The organism is Burkholderia sp. Bp9099 (assembly GCF_003857805.1).
Lineage (GTDB): Bacteria > Pseudomonadota > Gammaproteobacteria > Burkholderiales > Burkholderiaceae > Burkholderia.
Genome location: NZ_QTPU01000001.1, coordinates 198,346 through 214,719, shown reverse-complemented (window position 1 = coordinate 214,719; position 16,374 = coordinate 198,346). Strand labels below are relative to the sequence as shown.

15 protein-coding genes are annotated in these 16,374 nt (G+C 69.3%); 7 read left to right on the top strand and 8 right to left on the bottom strand.

Annotation, left to right across the window (positions count from 1 at the left end):
* Positions 1 to 149 precede the first annotated feature (149 nt).
* Positions 150 to 755, top strand: coding sequence for a LysE family translocator (locus DIE17_RS00930; protein ID WP_124920542.1), 606 nt, complete (start codon positions 150 to 152; stop codon positions 753 to 755).
* 54 nt (positions 756 to 809) lie between these two features.
* On the opposite strand, the gene DIE17_RS00925 is transcribed toward DIE17_RS00930, so the two are convergent.
* The gene (locus DIE17_RS00925) at positions 810 to 1,658 is read right to left on the bottom strand and encodes an AraC family transcriptional regulator (protein ID WP_124665851.1); all 849 of its coding nucleotides are present in this window, start codon (positions 1,656 to 1,658) and stop codon (positions 810 to 812) included.
* Positions 1,659 to 1,819: 161 nt separating this feature from the next.
* On the opposite strand from DIE17_RS00925, the gene DIE17_RS00920 reads away from it, so the two are divergent.
* The gene (locus DIE17_RS00920) at positions 1,820 to 2,614 is read left to right on the top strand and encodes an SDR family NAD(P)-dependent oxidoreductase (protein WP_124920541.1); all 795 of its coding nucleotides are present in this window, start codon (positions 1,820 to 1,822) and stop codon (positions 2,612 to 2,614) included.
* Positions 2,615 to 2,653: 39 nt separating this feature from the next.
* Here the strand turns inward: DIE17_RS00920 and DIE17_RS00915 are convergent, their stop codons facing one another.
* The 5 genes from DIE17_RS00915 to DIE17_RS00895 form a co-directional block, all read right to left on the bottom strand.
* Complete coding sequence (locus DIE17_RS00915; protein ID WP_044843011.1) at positions 2,654 to 3,028, bottom strand: hypothetical protein; 375 nt, start codon at positions 3,026 to 3,028, stop codon at positions 2,654 to 2,656.
* A gap of 219 nt (positions 3,029 to 3,247) precedes the next feature.
* Positions 3,248 to 4,318 carry an AI-2E family transporter gene (locus tag DIE17_RS00910; protein ID WP_124891623.1) on the bottom strand — a complete coding sequence of 357 codons (1,071 nt, stop codon included), beginning with the start codon at positions 4,316 to 4,318 and terminating at the stop codon, positions 3,248 to 3,250.
* Positions 4,319 to 4,477: 159 nt separating this feature from the next.
* Positions 4,478 to 5,587 (bottom strand): NADH:flavin oxidoreductase/NADH oxidase, encoded by a 1,110-nt coding sequence (locus tag DIE17_RS00905; RefSeq protein ID WP_044843009.1) that lies wholly within the window; start codon positions 5,585 to 5,587, stop codon positions 4,478 to 4,480.
* A 145-nt stretch (positions 5,588 to 5,732) separates the two neighbouring features.
* Complete coding sequence (locus DIE17_RS00900) at positions 5,733 to 6,419, bottom strand: type 1 glutamine amidotransferase domain-containing protein (RefSeq protein WP_044843008.1); 687 nt, start codon at positions 6,417 to 6,419, stop codon at positions 5,733 to 5,735.
* A 366-nt stretch (positions 6,420 to 6,785) separates the two neighbouring features.
* Positions 6,786 to 7,820 (bottom strand): substrate-binding domain-containing protein, encoded by a 1,035-nt coding sequence (locus DIE17_RS00895; RefSeq protein WP_124920540.1) that lies wholly within the window; start codon positions 7,818 to 7,820, stop codon positions 6,786 to 6,788.
* A 167-nt stretch (positions 7,821 to 7,987) separates the two neighbouring features.
* Here DIE17_RS00895 and DIE17_RS00890 point away from each other — a divergent pair, with 167 nt between their 5' ends.
* On the top strand, positions 7,988 to 9,550 hold the full coding sequence (locus tag DIE17_RS00890; RefSeq protein ID WP_124484917.1) for a glycoside hydrolase family 68 protein: 1,563 nt from the start codon (positions 7,988 to 7,990) through the stop codon (positions 9,548 to 9,550).
* Positions 9,551 to 9,750: 200 nt separating this feature from the next.
* The gene (locus tag DIE17_RS00885; RefSeq protein WP_124920539.1) at positions 9,751 to 11,406 is read left to right on the top strand and encodes a glycoside hydrolase family 32 protein; all 1,656 of its coding nucleotides are present in this window, start codon (positions 9,751 to 9,753) and stop codon (positions 11,404 to 11,406) included.
* Between the two features lie 70 nt (positions 11,407 to 11,476).
* Here the strand turns inward: DIE17_RS00885 and DIE17_RS00880 are convergent, their stop codons facing one another.
* Together DIE17_RS00880 and DIE17_RS00875 are read right to left on the bottom strand one after the other, a co-directional pair.
* Entirely contained in the window at positions 11,477 to 12,226 is a 750-nt protein-coding gene (locus DIE17_RS00880; RefSeq protein WP_124665847.1) for an SDR family oxidoreductase, read from the bottom strand.
* Positions 12,227 to 12,370: 144 nt separating this feature from the next.
* Entirely contained in the window at positions 12,371 to 13,288 is a 918-nt protein-coding gene (locus tag DIE17_RS00875; RefSeq protein ID WP_124920538.1) for a LysR family transcriptional regulator, read from the bottom strand.
* Between the two features lie 298 nt (positions 13,289 to 13,586).
* Here DIE17_RS00875 and DIE17_RS00870 point away from each other — a divergent pair, with 298 nt between their 5' ends.
* The 3 genes from DIE17_RS00870 (at position 13,587) to DIE17_RS00860 (ending at position 16,041) form a co-directional block, all read left to right on the top strand.
* Positions 13,587 to 15,071, top strand: coding sequence for a PLP-dependent aminotransferase family protein (locus tag DIE17_RS00870; RefSeq protein WP_124920537.1), 1,485 nt, complete (start codon positions 13,587 to 13,589; stop codon positions 15,069 to 15,071).
* A gap of 94 nt (positions 15,072 to 15,165) precedes the next feature.
* On the top strand, positions 15,166 to 15,603 hold the full coding sequence (locus DIE17_RS00865) for a carboxymuconolactone decarboxylase family protein (protein WP_044843002.1): 438 nt from the start codon (positions 15,166 to 15,168) through the stop codon (positions 15,601 to 15,603).
* Between the two features lie 12 nt (positions 15,604 to 15,615).
* The gene (locus tag DIE17_RS00860) at positions 15,616 to 16,041 is read left to right on the top strand and encodes a cupin domain-containing protein (RefSeq protein ID WP_124920536.1); all 426 of its coding nucleotides are present in this window, start codon (positions 15,616 to 15,618) and stop codon (positions 16,039 to 16,041) included.
* Positions 16,042 to 16,374: the final 333 nt, after the last annotated feature.

The following is a 16,374-nucleotide window of genomic DNA, read 5'->3' as shown; positions in this document are numbered from 1 at the left end:
TCCAGTGGCTTTCGGTCGCCGGTGAGCGCTGCGCCCGGTTCAGCGTGACGTGAATCCCGACAGCGCCGCCGAGGGCAGTTTTCTTCAATACGGACCCGCACGGCTTCTTTAGTCTCGATGCGACTTTGACATTCGCATGGAGGCAATCAATGAGCATGCTGGTTTCGATGGCCGCGTTCGCGCTGGCGTCGTCGATCACGCCCGGTCCCGTCAACATCGTCGCGCTCAGCGCGGGCGCACGCCACGGCCTTGGCGCGAGCCTGCGCTATGCGGCCGGCGCGACGCTCGGCTTCGTCGCGCTGTTCCTGCTGATCGGCCTCGGGCTGCACGCGGCGCTCGCGCGCTGGCCGATGCTGACCACCGCCGCCCAGTGGTCGGGGATCGCGTTCCTGCTTTACCTCGCGCTGCGGCTCGCGCTCGACGACGGCCGGCTGTCGGCCGATCCGGACGATCCGGCTGCGCCGAACGTCGCCGGCCCGTCGGCGGCGGCCGGCGCGGCGATGCAATGGCTGAATCCGAAGGCGTGGCTCGCGTGCGTGGCTGCGATGGGCGCATATGCGGCCGACGGCGAGCCCGCGCAGGTGTGGCAATTCGCGGCGTTGTATCTGGTGATCTGCTTTGCGTCGATCGCGTGCTGGGCGTACGCGGGTGCGTCGCTGCGGCACCGGCTCGCGAATGCGCGGCGGATGCGGCTGTTCAATCGCGCGATGGCGCTGCTGCTCGCGGGCAGCGCGCTTTATCTGCTCGACGTTTAGCGCCATTGTTTCGGTGTGTGGTCGCGAGGCCGGCACCGCCCCACGGTTCGCCGGTCAGCTCGCGGCGCTTCGATACTGCCCCGGCGTGGCGGCCGCGATGCGCCGGAATGCGCGCTGGAAATGCGCCTGGTCCGCGAAGCCCGCATCGAGCGCGACGTCGGCGATCGGCCGGCCGCGGCGCAACTCGGCCCGCCCGTACTGCACGCGGCGGTCGATCAGGAACGCATGCGGCGTCATCCCGTAGCGGGCGTTGAACGCGCGGATCAGGTAGGACGGCGACAGGTCGGCGGCCGCGCAGATCGCATCGAGCGAGACGGCCTGACGGCAATGCGCGGCGATGTAGTCGGCCGCGCGCGCGAGCTTCGCGTTGTCGGCCCCGCGCCGGGCGGCGTCGGGCAGCTCGCGATCGAGCGCGCCGTGCAGCCGTGTGAAGAACTCGACCGCCGCGCTCTCCTTGCCGAGCGGATCGACGCCGGGCGCCACGAGCGTGCGGTAAAAGCCGCCGAACCGTGCGAACAGGTCGCGCCGTTCCGTCAACTTCGGCGAAAAGCCGTGAAAATCGCGGTTCGGGTCGCGCCCGAGCGAATGCTGCAGGCGGGTGAGCCACGGCACGTCCACGTAGACCATCCGGTACGCCCATGCGTCGGGGCCGTACGGATTGCACGCATGCACCTGCTCCGGATCGATGATCACGAGCACGCCGCGCCCGACGTGCTCCTTCGTCGCGCCGTTCAGGTAGGTGCTCGTGCCGCCGACGATCGCGCCGAGCGAAAACGTGTCGTGCGTGTGCTTCGCGTAGCAGATCGTCCGACCGTCGTCGACGGTGCGTGCCTCGATGAACGGCAGCGCGGCGTCTCGCCAGAACGGCGACGGCATGGCGCAGGGGTTGGCGGAACGGCTCACGCGACGGGCTCCCGGATCGGATGGCGAACGCACACCGTACAAGACTGCGCGGCGCGATGCAACCGCGACCCGACGCTTCGCGGCCGGATCGCCTAAGCTTTGAATTCCGGCCGCCGCGGCACGCCCGGCGGGTTCCGTTCCCTCTTCCAACCGGTACACTCATGCACATCGATCTGACAGGCAAGACCGCGGTCGTCACCGCTTCCACCGCCGGCATCGGGCTGGCGATCGCCGAAGGGCTTGCGCAGGCGGGCGCGCGCGTCGTCGTCAACGGACGCAGCGACAAGTCGGTCGACGCCGCGCTCGCGCAGCTGCGCAGCGCCGTACCCGGCGCGGACCTCGACGGCGTCGCGGCCGACCTGTCCGACGCCGCCGGCGTCGCGCGCATCACGCAGCACACGCCGGAGGCCGACATCCTCGTCAACAACGCGGGCATCTACGGGCTGAAGGCGTTCTTCGACATCGACGACGACGAATGGGCCCACTACTTCCAGATGAACGTGATGTCGGGCGTGCGTCTCGCGCGGCACTACCTGAAGGGGATGCTCGCGCGGAACACGGGCCGCATCGTGTTCGTTTCGTCGGAGTCCGGGCTGAACATCCCGGTCGACATGATTCACTACGGGTTCACGAAAACCGCGCAGCTCGCGATCGCGCGCGGCCTCGCGAAACTCGCGGCCGGGACGCGCGTGACGGTCAATTCGGTGCTGCCGGGGCCGACGATGTCGGAAGGCGTGCGGGCGCTGCTGAAGGAAACGGCCGACGCCACGGGCCGCAGCATCGACGACGTCGCGGTCGATTTCGTGCGCAGCGAGCGCGCGAGCTCGATCATCCAGCGGCCGGCGACGACGGAGGAAGTCGCGAATCTCGTTGTGTACGTGTGCTCGCCGCAGGCCTCGGCGACGACGGGCGCGGCATTGCGCGTCGATGGCGGCGTGGTCGACACGATAGCGTGACGACGGCGTGACACGCTCGCGCGGCGCATGGCGGCCGCGCTAGCGCGAGGCGGCCTTGTCCGATTGAAGCGTGCCCTTGCGATCGGCGTCCATGCAGGTATCGAAGCCGTGTTGCGTGACCGCACCGGCCTTGTCGAACACGACGAAGAAAGCCCGGTGATCGTTGTCGTGCTCGATGAAGTAGTTGTAGCAGACGCCGCTGCCGTTGCGGACCATCCACACGCTGCGCGGGTTGCCGCCGGCGCGGACGACGTCGGCGCGCGTCGCGCCGTGCCGCGACGCGGCCCTCGCCAGCGGCGTGCGCGAATACGAGAACGGCAGCCACGAGTCGAACCACGCGCAACCGTGCAGCATCAGGCAGCTGGCGGCCAGGGACAGCGTCGCTGCGGGGCGGGACATCGGAATCAATCGCATGCTTGGTGAAATCTGCTGCGCCATGCCGGCGTGATCGAAAGCCCCATGCTACTCGACCTTTGGGTCCGGATCGAAAAGAAATGTAGAGACTTGTGTCCGATGCGCTGCCCGACGCAGTCCGGCGCGTGCCCGATCGTCACGAATCGTGGCCGTGCCGGGCGCGTTCGCGCGCCCGCCTTCTGACGTCGATGCGTCGGAGCGGCGCGACGGGCGGCGTCGTCAAGCAACCCATTCCGCCCACAGCATCGTCAGCACCGTCATCAGCGCGGGGCCGACGAACAGCCCGATCAGGCCGAACGTCTCGGCCCCGCCGAGGATGCCGAACAACACGAGCAGGAACGGCAGGCGGGTCGAGCTGCCGATCAGCACCGGCCGCACGAAATGCTCGGCGACGAACACGACCACGAAGCCGAGCACCAGCACCACGACGGCCCACGCGGTCGCGCCCTGCACGAACAGCCAGAGCGCCGCGCCGCAGAACACGATCGGCGCGCAGAACGGCAGCATCGCGGCGACGGCCGTGACGAGGCCGAGCAGCGCCGCATGCGGAACCCCGGCGAGCGCATACGCGACGCCGAGAATGGCGCCCTCGCCCAGCCCGACGACGACCAGCCCGGTCACCGTGCCGTACACGGCCGAGACCATCCGTTCGATCAGGTCCGCGCCTCCGCGGCCGAACGCGCGCCGCGCACCCTGTAGTAACGCGCCCGACAGCTTGTGGCCGGCCCGCATGATCACGAACAGCGTGACCAGCATGAAGCCGAACTCGAACAGCGCATGCGCGAGCTTCGTGCCGAACTGCCGGCCGAACGCGATGAACTTCTCGCCGCTCGCGCCATGCATCGCGCTGCCCGCGTGCAGCGGATGACCGAGATTGGCCTGCCACCACTCGGTGACCTGCGCGGCACCGTACGGCAACCGGCCGACGACGTCCGGAAGCGGAATGCCGTTGTCCTGGATCGAATGCAGCCAGAGGCGCAGGTCGTGCGCCTGCGAGATCGCCTGCGCGAGCGCGATCGCGACCGGCAGCACGACCAGCAGCGACACGCCGGCGGTAATCACGGTCGCGATCAGGGTCGGCCGGTCGCGAAACCAGCGGTGGGATTCGAAGCGTTTCAGCAGCGGCCACAACGCGATCGCGATCACGCAGGCCCACGCGATGGCGGGCAGGAAATCGCGGATCACCCACAGCGCGAGCACCAGCAGCGCCGCATACAGCACGGCGCGGGCGATCTGCTGGGCACGCGGCCGCGTGGCGGAATCCTGGGAAGGCGAGACATGTGCGCGCATGGCACCTCGGTCGAAATGAAAAAATGGCGGTCGTGCAGGCCGCGAGCCTGTACGAACCGCCATTCTATCCATCGACGCCGCTACGGCATGCGCACGCACTGCCAAGCATCGTCAAATGCGTGCCGCGAACGCCGCACCGCCGCGCGGTGCAACGCGTGCTCAGGCCGCCTTGTCGGCGACGCGGTAGCGTTCGAGCCAGTGCGCGTACGGCGCGGGCAGCGTCCACGACGGCCGCTCGACCCCGAGCTGCCTGGCCGCGTAGTACGGCCAGTGCGGATCGGCAAGATGCGCGCGGCCGACCATCACGAGATCGAGCTGCTGCTCGGCGACGACGCGCTCGGCCAGTTGCGGCGTATCGATCCCCCAGGCGGACGACACCGGCAAGCCGGCCTCGCGGCGCACGCGTTCCGCGATCGGCGCGAGGAACGCCGGGCCCCACGGAATGCGCGCGTCGGGCGTCGAGAAGCCGACCGACACGCTCAGCATGTCGAGGCCTTCCTGCTTCATCCGCTGCGTGAGCGCGATCGATTCGGCGAGCGTTGCTTCATCGCGCCCGTCGTATTCGATCACGCCGAGACGCGCGGTCAGCGGCAGGTGCTCCGGCCAGACCTGGCGGACGGCCTTCAGCGTGTCGACGAGGAACCGGCCGCGGTTTTCCGCCGAACCGCCGTACTCGTCGTCGCGCTGGTTCGAATGCACGGAGAAGAAGCTCTGGCCGAGGTAGCCGTGCGCGAAGTGCAGTTCGAGCCATTCGAAGCCGAGGTCGCGGGCGCGCTTCGCCGACGCGACGAAGTCGGCCTGCACGCGGGCGATGTCGTCGTGCGTCATCGCGCGCGGCGTCTTCGGCAGGTGCGCGCCGAACGGCACCGCCGACGGTGCGATGGTCTGCCAGCCGCGCGGATCGCCGTCGGCGATGTGGTCGTCGCCTTCCCACGGACGGTTCGCGCTCGCCTTGCGGCCCGCATGCGCGATCTGGATGCCGGGCACCGCGCCGGCCGCCTTGATCGCCGCGACCGACGGCGCGAACGCCGCGGCCTGCGCATCGGTCCACAGCCCGGCACAGCCCGGCGTGATGCGGCCTTCCGGCGACACGGCCGTCGCCTCCGCGATCACGAGGCCCGCGCCGCCGCGCGCGATACCGGCCAGATGCACGTGATGCCAGTCGTTGACGACGCCGTCTTCGGCGACGTACTGGCACATCGGCGGCACCGCGATGCGGTTGCGCAGCGTGACATCCTTGAGTTTGAACGGTTCGAACAGGGCAGACATCCACCACTCCTTTGCTTGGTTCTGCGAAACGACCGGATGAGCCGCCGCGCGGTGCGCACGGCGGAACGATGCGAGCCGTCGCCGGGACGGTCGCGCCCGACGACGGAAACCATCCGGCGCCGGTCATGCCGGCGCCAGGCTCGGCTTACTGACGGCCGAGCTTCGCGAGCAGCGCCTCGGCTGCCGGCTCCGACGACGCGGGGTTCTGCCCCGTGATCAGCAGCCCGTCGGTGACGACATGCGGCGCCCAGTCGGCGCTGCGCTCGAACTGCGCACCGTTGGTCTTCAGCATGTCCTCGACGAGGAACGGCACCACTTCCGTCAGCTCGACGGCCGCTTCCTCGCTGTTGGTGAAGCCCGTCACACGCTTGCCGCGCACGACCGACTCGCCGGTCTTCGGGTCCTTCACGTGGCGCAGCACGCCCGGCGCGTGGCACACGGCCGCGACCGGCTTGCCGGCCGCCAGCGCGCGCTCGATCAGGCCGATCGAATGCAGGTCCTCGGCGAGATCCCACAGCGGGCCATGCCCGCCCGGATAGAACACCGCGTCGTAATCGTCGACCGACACCTCGGCCAGCTTGCGCGTGGCGGCGAGTTCGGCCTTGGCCGCCGGATCCGCGTCGAAGCGGCGCGTCGCGTCGGTCTGCGCGGACGGATCGCTGCTTTTCGGATCGAGCGGCGGCTGGCCGCCCTGCGGCGACGCGAGCGTCAACTCGACGCCCGCATCCTTGAACGTGTAATACGGCGCGGCCAGTTCCTCGAGCCAGAAGCCGGTTTTCTTGCCGGTGTCGCCGAGCGTGTCGTGCGAGGTCAGGACAACCAGAATCTTCATGATCGGACACTCCTTAGAAATGGGGGAACGGGGCCGCGTCGCGGCGGCGACGGCGCGCCTGCGCGTTAGGCCGCTGGCGCGCGTCAACGTGCCGGCTCCGTACCAAAAATATTGCCAGGTCTAATAGACCAGTCGTCTAGAAATGGCTCGAAAAAAAGCGACGGCATAACCTGCGCGCCCAGCATCGCAGCGCGATATGGCATTTTCGCGACGTCGCATTCATGAGGCTGGATGATAGCGTCGAATTAGACCGGTCGTCTAGAAACCCGCCATTCGGCCCTGCCGCCGTCATGGCTTTTGCGACGGAGCGCGTGCCGCAACGTCCGTTGCGGATCGCGCCCCGCTCCCCGGTTCGCGCCGCGTCGGCTACCCGTGCAGCGGCCCGTCCGTATCGCCGGCGTCGATCACCGGCGTCTCGAGCCGATGGCCGCGAACGCCGTCCGTGAGCAACGCCAGCATCAGGTCCGCGAGCGCACGCCCGGTCGCATGTCCGGTCGGCTGCACCACCGCCGTCACGCGATGCGGATGCGCGACGTCCGGCGGCACGCCGTCGTAGACGATCAGCGACATGTCCCGCCCAAGCTGCAAGCCGCCGTCGATCAGCGCCCGGAACGCGCCGCCGCCCACGATGTTGTTGTCGACCAGCAGCGCGGTCGGCCGTTCGGCCCGGGTGAGCAGCGCCTGCACGCCCTGCTGCCCGCCGTCGCGCGTAAACGGACACTCGACGAGCAGTGCCGGATCGGGCGCGATGCCGGCCTCGCGCAGCGCCGCAAGATACCCGGCGCGACGCTGCATCGCGAAATTGAGCGACAGCGGCGCACTGATCATCGCGATACGGCGATGACCGAAGCCGATCAGGCGCCGCACCGCATCGCGCGCGCCGGCCTCGTTGTCGAAATCGAACCACGCGTAGGGCTCGGCGGCTTGCGTGCGGCCGTACGCGACGTACGGAAACGCTTGCGAACGCAGGTACGCGAGGCGCGGATCGTCGACCAGCGTGCGCGCGACGATCAGCCCGTCGACGAGCTTCCCGTCGACGAGCCGCCGATATGTGTCCAGTTCGGCGTTCGGCCGCGCGGCCGCGATGATGAAGTCGAGATTGCGCTCGCCGAGCCGTTCGGTGATGCCCGCGACGACCTCGCCGAAGCGCGGATCGCCGAGATCTCCCGCGCCGAACGGGTACACGATGCCGATCGCATCCGAGCGCCCCGTCGCCAGCCGGCGCGCGGTCGGATCCGCGACATAGCCAAGGTCGCGCGCGGCCTTCATCACGCGCTCGCGGGTCGCCTCGCTCACGTCGTCATAGCCGTTCAGCGCCCGACTGACCGTCGTGCGCGACAGCCCGAGCGCATCCGACAGTGCCTTCAGATTCACCTTCACGTCGCTCCTCGCGTTGTGCATGCCATTCGGCCGCGCCGCTCGCGCAGCAATTATTGCCGAATGGTAGTTATTACCGTCAAATATTTATCTTTTGACGTCCAAACCGGTTTGAATTAGCATCCAAACCGGTTTGGATATCGATATCCCGTCAGCAGTTCCTTCTCACCGTCAACGGAAACTACGCCTACATGACTTACTTTCCTTTTTGCCGCGCGACCGCGGCCAAACGTTTGCTGTTCGCTGGCGCGGCACTGGCCGCCTTCGCGTCCGCGTCGGGCGTCGCCCATGCGCAGAGCACCGGCGCCCCCGCGCCCACGCCGCATACGCAGCAGGCCTATGACCCCGAAGGCAACTTCACGATGCGCTGGACCCGCGCGGACATCCGCCAGATCGTCGCGCAGTCGCACACGGCCGGCGCCGACAAGAACTCGCTGCCGCAGGCGCTGACGATGCCGGACATCCCGCAGGATTTCCCGCTGATCAACTCGAACGTGTGGGTCTGGGATACCTGGCCGCTCGCCGACCTGCGCGCGAACCAGCTCAGCTACAAGGGCTGGGAGGTGATCTTCTCGCTCACGGCCGACCCGCATGCCGGCTACACGTTCGACGATCGTCACGTCCACGCGCGCATCGGCTTCTTCTACCGCCGCGCCGGCATTCCCGCGTCGCAGCGGCCCGCGAACGGCGGCTGGACCTGGGGCGGCCACCTGTTCCCGGACGGGGCGAGCGTCAAGGTGTTCGGCACGTCGCCGATGACCAACAACGCCGAATGGTCGGGCTCCGCGCGCCTCACGCAGGGCGACAACGTCAGCCTGTACTACACCGCGACGTCGTTCAACCGCTCGGCGCCCGGCGGCGCCGACATCACGCCGCCGCAGGCGATCATCACGCGCGCCGACGGTCATATCCATGCCGACGACAAGCACGTGTGGTTCAGCGGCTTCGACGATCACAAGGCGCTGCTGCAGCCGGACGGCAACTACTACCAGACCGGCCAGCAGAACACCTACTTCTCGTTCCGCGATCCGTTCGTGTTCACCGACCCCGCGCATCCGGGCAAGACCTACATGGTGTTCGAAGGCAACACGGGCGGCCAGCGCGGCGCCCGGACCTGCACCGAGGCCGACCTCGGCTACGCGCCGAACGATCCGTACCGCGAAGACCTCAACGCCGTGATGAACTCGGGCGCAGTGTATCAAAAGGCCAACGTCGGCCTGGCGGTCGCGACGAACCCGCAACTGACCGAATGGAAGTTCCTGCCGCCGATCCTGTCGGCGAACTGCGTCGACGACCAGACCGAGCGCCCGCAGATCTATCTGAAGGACGGCAAGTACTACCTGTTCACGATCAGCCACCGCACGACGATGGCCGCGGGCGTCGACGGGCCGGACGGCGTCTACGGCTTCGTCGGCAACGGCATCCGCAGCGACTTCCTGCCGCTGAACGGCGGCAGCGGCCTCGTGCTCGGCAACCCGACCGACTTCTCCGCACCGGCCGGCGCGCCGTATTCGCAGGACCCGAACCAGAACCCGCGCGAATTCCAGTCGTATTCGCACTTCGTGATGCCGGGCGGGCTCGTCGAGTCGTTCATCGATGCGATCGGCCCGCGTCGCGGCGGCACGCTCGCGCCGACGGTGAAGGTCAACATCAACGGCACGTCGACGGCGGTCGACCGCACGTACGGACGTGGCGGCCTCGGCGGTTACGGCGACATCCCGGCGAACCTGCCGGCGACGGGCGCCGGTCACTGACGGCGACGCGGGCACCCGCCCGTGACGAGTCCGTAAAGGGCTCGCTACGAACGCGGCGGGCACCGCCCGCGTCGAGGCGGCGCACGTCATGCGTGTCGCGTGCGCGCCGCCTCCCTCCTTCGCAGAAATCGCGCATGCCGCCGTCGCAAGCGGCGTGCGCGTTCCTTTCCCGCTTCGCGCGCCGAAGCACGGAACCCCGCATGAAATCGACGTCTTTTCGCTTTTCCCTCCGGATCGCCCGGCTGCTGTTCGCGTGTGCGGCAAGCGCGGCCTGCACGCACGCCACCGCCGCGCCCTGCGGCACGCCGCCCGGGAACGCCACGCCGCAATGGCGACCGGCCGTGCATTACACGCCGCAACGCAACTGGATGAACGATCCGAACGGCCTCGTGTACGAGAACGGCCGCTATCACCTGTTCTACCAATACAACCCGCTCGGCCACGACTGGGGCAACATGTCGTGGGGCCACGCGACCAGCACCGACCTCGTCCACTGGCGCGAGCAGCCGGTCGCGATGCGCGCGAGCGCGACGGAGGAAATCTTCTCCGGCTCGATCGTCGCCGACACGCACAATACGTCCGGCCTCGGCGCGGCGGGCGAGACACCGCTGGTTGCGCTTTACACGAGCGTCTACAAGGACGGCTCGGGTCACGCAGCCGGCACGCAGGCGCAGTCGCTCGCGTACAGCCTCGACCACGGCGCGACCTGGCGGCCCTACGCGCGCAATCCGGTGCTCACGCTCGATCCGGAATCGAAGCAGTTCCGCGACCCGAAGGTGTCGTGGTACGCGCCGGGACGCTACTGGCTGATGACGACCGTCGTCGCCGATGCGCAGGTCGTGAAGCTCTACCGTTCCGACGACCTGATTCACTGGTCGTTCCTGAGCGATTTCACGCTGCCGGACGTGCCGCATGCGGGCGCGTTGTGGGAAATGCCCGACCTCGTGCCGCTGCCCGTCGACGACGATCCGCGGCACATCAAGTGGGTCATGATCGTCAACGTCAACCCGTGGTCGATCGCCGGCGGTTCCGGCGCGATGTATTTCGTCGGCGACTTCGACGGCCGCACGTTCGTCCCCGATCGGGTCGCACCGGCCGGTTCGGATCCCGCACGATTCCGCTGGGTCGATCACGGCGCCGACTTCTACGCGGCCGGCACGTTCTCCGGCGCGCCGGGCGCGCGCCCTGTCGCGATTGCATGGATGAGCAACTGGGACTACGCGGCGAAAGCGCCGACGGCGCCCTGGCGCGGCGCGACGACGGTGCCGCGCGAACTCGCGTTGAAGACGATCGGCGGTGAACCGACGCTCATCGTGACGCCGGCAGCCGCGTTCGATGCGTGGGCCGACGGGCGGCCCGCCGTGCATGAAGGCAACCTGAACGTCGAGTCCGCCACGCGCACGCTGTCGGACGCCACGCGCGGCACCGTCCAGCGCATCACGGTGACGATCGCGCCGCGGCGCGCGGCCCGCGCGGGTTTGATCGTGCGGGGCTCCGCGGATGGCTCGATCGGCACCCGGATCGTGTACGACACGGCGAAGCGCACGCTGACGCTCGACCGCTCGCGCTCCGGCGCCACGGATTTCGCGGGCACGTTCAGCCGCGAGCACATCGTCGATCTGCCACTCGAGCACGGGCAGCTTCGGCTCGAAATCGTCGTCGATCGTGGTTCGGTCGAGGTGTTCGCGAACGGCGGCCGCGTCGCGCTGACGGACCTGATCTTCCCGCCGCCCGATGCGGACCGCGTCGCCGTGTTCGCCGAGCACGGCAGCGCGACGTTCTCGGGGTTGACGGTCACGCAGCTCCACGGACGCGATCAGGCCGGCGACGTCCGTGACGCCTGTGCATCGCGCTAGCGATGAGGTTGCACGGCGGGCTGCACAGCCTGACCTCGCGTCAGGCCGTGCAGCCCCGCCGGTTCCACGCTCAAAGCAAGCCCATCCCGCCCGACGCGATGATTTCCGCGCCGACGATGAATGCCGACTCGGGCGCGCTCAGGTGCAGCACCGTCGACGCGATCTCGTCCGGCGTGCCGAACCGGCCGATCGGGACGAGCCCCCTGATCTTGTCGGCCGTCTCGTCGAGCGTCGCCGCATCGAGGCCGAGCTTGCCGTACAGCGGCGTCTGGACCGGCCCGGGGCTCACCACGTTCACCCGTACGCCGTGCGGCAGCAGTTCCGTCGACAGCGTCTTCGCGAACGAATTGACGGCCGCCTTGCTCGCCGCATACACGGACGACCCCGGCATCCCGATGTGCGCGTTGATCGAGCCGTTGATCACGATCGACGCGCCGCGGTTCAGCAGCGGGACGAGCGCCTGGATCTGGAAATACGCGCCCTTCACGTTCGTGTCGAACACGAGGTCCCACAACGCCTCGTCGATATCCGCGAACGGTGCGAGTTTGGCGACGCCCGCGTTGATGAACACGGCGTCGAGGCGCGCACCGGCGGCCGCGATCGCGTCCGCGAGCGCTCGCGCCGACGCGACGCTGCCGGCCTCGTTGCGGATCGCGAGCGCGCCGTCGCCGAGCGACTCGCGCGCGGCGGCAAGCGTCTGCTCGTCGCGGCCGGTGATGACGACCCGCGCGCCTTCGGCCGCGAATGCCCGTGCGGCCGCCAGGCCGATGCCGCTGTTGCCGCCCGTGACGAGGACCGTTTTTCCTTCGAAGCGTTGCATGATGTTCTCCTTGAACCGGTGAGTTGACCGTGAACACAGGATGCGCGCGGCGCCCGGCCTTGCCGTACGGCCGGCGCGGCAGACACGTGCGAAATCTTCGAACGTGTTTGCCCCGGCCGTCCGGCGCGTGCCGGCCCGGCGCGCTCAGCCCGACACGTCGATCCCGTCGAGCAGGCGCTGCGCGAGCCGCGGTTCGCGCAGTTGCTCCAGCCACCATTGCAGCGCGCGGCCGTCGCGGTCGCCGCGCCACGCGACATACAAAACGTTCGGCTCGCGCGGATCGGCCGTTTCCTTTTCGACCAGCTCGCCGCGCGCCAGCAGCGACGCGACCCGCCGGCGCGGCACCCAGCCGACGCCGAGCCCGTCGCGCTGCGCGAGGATCTTCGCGCGCATCGACGGCACCGCGAGCACCGCCTGCCCGCCGAGCAGTCCGTACACGCGGCCGACGGCCTGCCGCGACGAGTCGGCGACGACGACCGCGCGATGCGCGCCGATCGCGTCCCGGGTCAGCCGCGCGCCCGCCGACGCCAGCGGATGGCGCGGCGCGACGGCGAACACCCACTCCATCGCGCCGAGTTCGAACCATTTGAAGCCCGGAATCGCCGGCGGCTCGTTGGTAGCGCCGACGACCAGATCCGCGCGACCGTCGCGCAGCGCTTCCCAGGTGCCGCCGAGCACTTCGTGCGTGAAACGCAGCGACACGCCCGAATCGAGCGCATCGAATGCGCGGACGACCGGCAGCAGCGTATCGAATTCCAGCACCTCGTCGCTGACGATCCACAGCCGGTCCTCCCAGCCGCTCGCGACCTGCCGCACGCGCTGCGTGAGCCGCGCGACGTCCAGCGCGAGGCGCGATGCCTCGTCGGTCAGCAGCTGGCCGGCCGGCGTGAGCTGCAGCCGGTAGCCGCGGCGGTCGAACAGCAGCGCGTCGAAGCACGTTTCGAGCTGCCGCGCGGCGTGCGACACGGTCGACGGCGCCTTGCCGAGCCGTGCGGCCGCCCGCGACAGGCTGCCGGTGGCGCGGATCGCATCGAGCAGCGCGAGTTCCTCTTCGGACAGCATGAGCGCACTCCGGTCGGGGGGTCTGGTGGATCGTAAGGCAGCGGCGGGCGCCAACGCAATCGAATGGCACTGCCGGCAGCGGGCGGATGCCGTGCCGGCCGGGGCACCGCAGCGCGCCGTGCCATTTGCCGCATCCGGCGCGCGTTGCGTGCCAGGTGCCGCCTTTCCCTGCCCCCTCGACGCCACGCGCGTGCCCTGGCCGAGCGATGCCGCCCGCGCATGCGCGAACGCCGATCCGGCCATGAACTTCCGGTATGCTGATCGACGTCATATTTCCGCATTCGAGGTAACCACTGCGATGGACATCGCGATCCGCATCGAAGGCCGTCACGACCTGACCGGGCAGATCTTCCGGCAGTTGCGCACCGCGATCGTCGACGGGCGGCTCGAAGGCGGCGCCCGGCTGCCGTCGACGCGCGATCTCGCGAAGCAGCTCGGCGTGTCGCGCAAGACGACGCTCGACGCGTTCGAACGTCTCGTCGCCGAGGGTTACCTGAACACGCGCGCGGGCGACGGCACGTTCGTCGCCGGCGGCCTCGCGCGGGTTCCGCACGCGGCGGCGGCCGCGACGCCGTCGCTCGTCGAGGACGCGCCACCCGTCCATGCCGTCGACGCACGCGCGCTGTGGGACGAGTTGCCCGACGCGCTCGCGATGCCCACCCCGCAGGACACGCCCGCGTTCGACTTCCGCGGCGGCGTGACCGACAAGGCACTGTTTCCGTTCGACGCATGGCGCCGCTGCCTGCATCACGCGCTGCGCCAGCAGGCGCGCGGCCCCGGCCAGTACCATGCGCCGGCCGGCGACCCGCAGCTGCGCGGCGCGATCGCGCGCTACGTCGCGTTCAGCCGCGCGGTCGCGTGCGGCTGGGACGACGTGCTCGTCACGCAAGGCGCGCAACAGGCGCTCGACCTGATCGCACGCGTGGTCGTGCGGCCCGGCGACGTCGTCGCGGTCGAGAATCCCGGTTATCCGCCGGCGCGCGCGGCGTTCGCGTCGCTCGGCGCGACGGTGATCGGCGTGCCGGTCGATGCGCACGGCCTCGTCACCGGGCGGCTGCCCGACGACGCGCGCCTCGTCTACGTGACACCGTCGCACCAGTTCCCGCTCGGGATGCCGATGACGCTGGAGCGGCGCGTCGCGCTGCTCGAATGGGCGCAGCGCCGCCGCGCGGTGATCATCGAGGACGACTACGACGGCGAGTTCCGCTTCGAAGGCCGGCCGGTGGAATCGCTGAAGAGCCTCGACCGCACGGGTCTGGTCGCGTACGTCGGCACCTTCTCGAAGACGATCTTTCCCGAACTGCGGATCGGCTACGCGATTCCGCCGCGCGGGCTGCGCGGCGCGCTCGCCAAGGCGAAGCAGATCGTCGACTGGCACACCTGCACGCTGACGCAGGCGGCGCTCGCGCGCTTCATGCTCGAAGGCGATTTCGCGCGGCACCTGCGGCGCGTGCAGAAACACTACGACGCGCGCCGCAAGATGCTGCTCGCGCATCTGCGCGGCGGCCTCGCGCCGTGGTTCGACACGATCGTGCCGACCGCCGGCATCCACCTCGCCGCGCACCTGAAACCGGGGCTCGACGAAGCCGCGCTGGTCCGCGCGGCGCGTGAGCACGACATCGGCCTGTACGGGATCACCGCGTTCCACGTCGGCTCGGCGGCCCGCGCGGGGCTGCTGTTCGGCTATGGCGGGATCGACGCGCTGCGCATCGACACCGCGCTCGCGAAGCTGGCCGCGCTGCTGGATTCAGGCCGGGTCGGCGGACCGCCACTGGTTACCTGAATTTTCCATGAATTGGCCATTCAAGCAGGCCAGTGGCACGCTTAAAGTGGGTCCTGTCGCGCCACCGGGCGCATCCAACCGAACAGGACCTGCCATGCAACCGCGTCTGAACTTCTATACCGCCAGCCCGAACGCCATCAAGGTGATGCGCAACGCCGAGGAATTCCTCGCGAAAAGCTCGATCGAGAAGCCGCTCGCCGAACTCGTCCGGCTGCGCGCGTCGCAGATCAACGGCTGTGCGTTCTGCGTCGACATGCACACCACCGACGCACGCAACGGCGGCGAAACCGATCGCCGCCTGGCGACCGTCGTCGTCTGGCGCGAAACGCCGTTCTTCACCGAGCGCGAACGTGCGGCGCTCGAATGGACCGAAGCGCTGACGCTGGTCGCCGACAATCACGTGCCCGATGCCGTGTGGGAAGCCGTGAAGCCCCATTTCAGCGACACGGAGTTGTTCGAGCTGTCGATGCTGATCGCGACGATCAACACGTGGAACCGCTTCGCGATCGCGTTCCGCAAGATGCCCGAGTAAGGGGAGACGACGATGATGCGCTCCAGCTCCACGTTCCGCCGCGCGATGCTGTGCACGTCGCTCGCGCTCGGCGCCGCGTTGCCGGCCGCCGCCCGCGCGCACGATACCGGCGACAGCGCGCATGCGATCATGCAACAGGCCATGCCCGAAGCGCCCGGCAAGCTCGCCGTCGTCGCGACCGTCGACTATGCGCCCGGTCAGGCATCCGAAGCGCACAAGCACCTCGGCTCGGTGTTCGCGGTCGTGTCGAAAGGCGAAGTGCTGTCGCAGGTGAACGACAGCCCGGTGCGCCGCTATCGCACCGGCGAAGGCTGGTACGAGCCGCCCGGTTCGCGCCACCGGGTGTCGCGCAATGCGAGCGCGACCGAACCCGCGCAACTCGTCGTGTTCGGGCTGACGGGCGAGCATGTGCCGCTGAAGTCGCCGATCGATCAGTGATTTAGGAGGCCGTGCCGCGTCGGGCGCGCCTCCGTGCTGCACGGCCGGCGTCCCGCCCCGTGCCGCGCGACTTCCTCGCAGGTGTCGGGCTCGGCCGTTTCGCCCGCTGTTTCGCCGCTGTTTCGCCGCCGTTTCACCCACGTTTCGATCAACGTTTCACCCGCCATTTCCCCCGTCGATCACCCGCCAGTTCCCCGCGAGTTCCCGCGTCTTCCGCATTAGCCGCTCCCTACACTCCACCGCCGGCGCACGCCCCTTCGCCACGCCGCCGCCCCGCCCGCCCGTCCGCCCCGCCATTCGCCACTCGCCTGATCGCGATCAACGCGGGCGAAA

Coding starts and splice junctions, on each gene's coding strand:
- DIE17_RS00930 (WP_124920542.1), top strand. CDS start 150: ATGAGCATGCTGGTTTCGATGGCCGCGTTCGCGCTGGCGTCGTCGATC.
- DIE17_RS00885 (WP_124920539.1), top strand. CDS start 9,751: ATGAAATCGACGTCTTTTCGCTTTTCCCTCCGGATCGCCCGGCTGCTG.
- DIE17_RS00910 (WP_124891623.1), bottom strand. CDS start 4,318: ATGCGCGCACATGTCTCGCCTTCCCAGGATTCCGCCACGCGGCCGCGT.
- DIE17_RS00880 (WP_124665847.1), bottom strand. CDS start 12,226: ATGCAACGCTTCGAAGGAAAAACGGTCCTCGTCACGGGCGGCAACAGC.
- DIE17_RS00890 (WP_124484917.1), top strand. CDS start 7,988: ATGACTTACTTTCCTTTTTGCCGCGCGACCGCGGCCAAACGTTTGCTG.
- DIE17_RS00875 (WP_124920538.1), bottom strand. CDS start 13,288: ATGCTGTCCGAAGAGGAACTCGCGCTGCTCGATGCGATCCGCGCCACC.
- DIE17_RS00870 (WP_124920537.1), top strand. CDS start 13,587: ATGGACATCGCGATCCGCATCGAAGGCCGTCACGACCTGACCGGGCAG.
- DIE17_RS00915 (WP_044843011.1), bottom strand. CDS start 3,028: ATGCGATTGATTCCGATGTCCCGCCCCGCAGCGACGCTGTCCCTGGCC.
- DIE17_RS00865 (WP_044843002.1), top strand. CDS start 15,166: ATGCAACCGCGTCTGAACTTCTATACCGCCAGCCCGAACGCCATCAAG.
- DIE17_RS00895 (WP_124920540.1), bottom strand. CDS start 7,820: ATGCACAACGCGAGGAGCGACGTGAAGGTGAATCTGAAGGCACTGTCG.
- DIE17_RS00860 (WP_124920536.1), top strand. CDS start 15,616: ATGATGCGCTCCAGCTCCACGTTCCGCCGCGCGATGCTGTGCACGTCG.
- DIE17_RS00920 (WP_124920541.1), top strand. CDS start 1,820: ATGCACATCGATCTGACAGGCAAGACCGCGGTCGTCACCGCTTCCACC.
- DIE17_RS00900 (WP_044843008.1), bottom strand. CDS start 6,419: ATGAAGATTCTGGTTGTCCTGACCTCGCACGACACGCTCGGCGACACC.
- DIE17_RS00905 (WP_044843009.1), bottom strand. CDS start 5,587: ATGTCTGCCCTGTTCGAACCGTTCAAACTCAAGGATGTCACGCTGCGC.